This is a genomic window from Acidovorax sp. KPB24-07 (assembly GCF_057543315.1).
Genome location: NZ_BAAJYS010000494.1, coordinates 1 through 2,137, shown reverse-complemented (window position 1 = coordinate 2,137; position 2,137 = coordinate 1). Strand labels below are relative to the sequence as shown.

Below are 2,137 nucleotides of genomic sequence, written 5' to 3'. Positions count from 1 at the left end.
GCCGCCGCGGCGGCGGCGTCTTCACGGACGGGCTCGGGCGCCGGCATGGCCGCGCCCAGCGCCGGCGGAACCACGGCCACGACCTCGGGAATCACGTCGCCCGCGCGCCGCACGATCACCTGATCGCCCACCCGGGCCTTCTTGCGGCGCAGCTCGAACAGGTTGTGCAGCGTGGCGTTGGTGACGGTCACCCCGCCCACGAACACCGGCGCCAGCCGCGCCACGGGCGTGAGCTTGCCGGTGCGGCCCACCTGCACGTCGATGCCGTCCATGCGGGTGACCATTTCCTGCGCCGGGTACTTGTGCGCCACGGCCCAGCGCGGCTCGCGCGTGACGAAGCCCAGCTGGCGCTGCAGGTCCAGGCGGTTGACCTTGTAGACCACGCCGTCGATGTCGTAGGGCAGGCGGTCGCGCGAGGCGCCGATCTCCTGGTGGAAGGCGATCAGCTCCTGAGCGCCGTGCGCCACGCGCACCTGCGCCGCCACCGGAAAACCCCAGCCTTTCAGCGCCTGCAGCATGTCGTAGTGCGTGCCGAAGTCGGGCCCGCCCTCGCCAGCCGGCGTGACGTCGCCCAGGCCATAGGCGAAAAAGCTCAGGGGCCGCTGCGCCGAGATGCCCGAATCGAGCTGCCGCACCGCCCCCGCCGCCGCGTTGCGCGGGTTGACGAAGGTCTTGCCGCCGGCCTCGCGCTGGCGTTCGTTGAGCTGGTCGAAATCGGCGCGGCGCATGTAGACCTCGCCGCGCACCTCCAGCACCGCGGGGGCGCCGTTCTTGCCGCCCGTGGGCAGCGTCAAGGGAATCTGGCGGATGGCGCGCACGTTGTGCGTCACGTCCTCGCCGACCTCGCCGTCGCCGCGCGTGGCGGCCTGCACCAGGCGGCCGTTTTCGTAGCGCAGGCTCATGGCCAGGCCGTCGAATTTGGGCTCGGCCACGTATTCGACGGGCGCATCGCCTTCGGCCAGCTTCAGCTCGCGCCGCACGCGGGCATCGAAGGTGCGGGCGCCGCTGGCTTCGGTGTCGGTCTCGGTGCGGATGCTGAGCATGGCCACGCGGTGGCGCACGGGCGACAGGCCCTCCATCACCGCGCCGATCACGCGCTGGGTGGGCGAGTCGGGGGTGACGAGGTCCGGGTGGGCCTCTTCCATCGCCTGCAGTTCACGGAACACGCGGTCGTACTCGGCATCGGGCACCGTGGGCTCGTCGAGCACGTAGTACTGGTGGGCCCAGCGGTTGAGCTGGGCGCGCAGCGCGTCGATGGCCTCGGCGGGTTGCAGGGGCAGCGCGCCGGCTGCGGAAGGTTTGGAATCAGTCACCACGGATGGAACCCAGAAAAGTAGGAGGCTCCTGCACGTTCACAGGAATGGCAGCGGGCATGGCGCGCTGCAGGAAATCCACGACCCGCGCATCGATCCGACCGAACCCGGGGCGCACCTCGATGGGCTCGCCCGCGTGGCGCTCGAACACGTAGCTGCGCTGGCCCGGCGTGCCCTTGACCACGATGGCCCGGACGTCTGCCAGCGGCACCTGCACGTGGCCGGGCCGCACGTTCTGGGGCAGGCTCAGGAAGACTTCCGAACCGTCGATGCGCACCAGGGGCTTGCCCATGCGGCCGAATTGGCGCCGGGCACGCCAACCAGCGATGGCGGGGGCGATGAACAACCCCAGGTAGACCAGCCCAAAGTAGTTGAACCGGCCGATCGTCCGGTACTGCCACAGCGCAACACCCGCGACCACCAGGCACCCGATGGCTGGCAACCACCGGTCCAGGACGGCGTTCGAGGGGCGAAACAGCCCCTGGGGTGTTTCCACCACCGGGGGAAACAGCACGTGCCACCAGCGCATGGGGTGTCCTTTCGGCCCGGGATGACCGGCCACTCAGCTGAACAGGCGGCGCGCCAGCAGCGAGCCGGCCGACAGCTCGCGGCTGTCGAGCTTGTCGTACAGCAGCTCCAGGTCGGCGGCGATGGGGTCCATGGTCATGGCGGGCAGCGGCGTGCCGTTCTGGTCGCACAGCGCGCCGTCCATGGCCTCGCCCAGGGCGGCGGCCACCTCGCGCAGGATGAAGATGGTTTCTTCTTCCAGCGCGTCCAGGTGGCGGTTGCTGAGGTGGCTCAGCACATGGGATTCGGTGCGGGCA

General features: G+C 70.5%; 2 protein-coding genes and 1 pseudogene. All 3 read right to left on the bottom strand.

Annotated features, from left to right (window positions below; translation table 11 throughout):
• On the bottom strand, positions 1-1,313 hold a 1,313-nt coding region (gene ligA / locus AC27IQ_RS23030), incomplete at its 3' end, for an NAD-dependent DNA ligase LigA (protein WP_487090931.1).
• Complete coding sequence (locus AC27IQ_RS23025) at positions 1,306-1,842, bottom strand: hypothetical protein (protein ID WP_487090930.1); 537 nt, start codon at positions 1,840-1,842, stop codon at positions 1,306-1,308. The genes ligA and AC27IQ_RS23025, both read right to left, overlap by 8 nt.
• A 33-nt stretch (positions 1,843-1,875) precedes the next feature.
• A pseudogene (locus AC27IQ_RS23020) lies at positions 1,876-2,137 on the bottom strand (hypothetical protein); the annotation flags it as partial.

Excerpts from the sequence above, each read along its gene's own strand:
- AC27IQ_RS23025 (WP_487090930.1), bottom strand. The coding sequence starts at position 1,842 with ATGCGCTGGTGGCACGTGCTGTTTCCCCCGGTGGTGGAAACACCCCAG.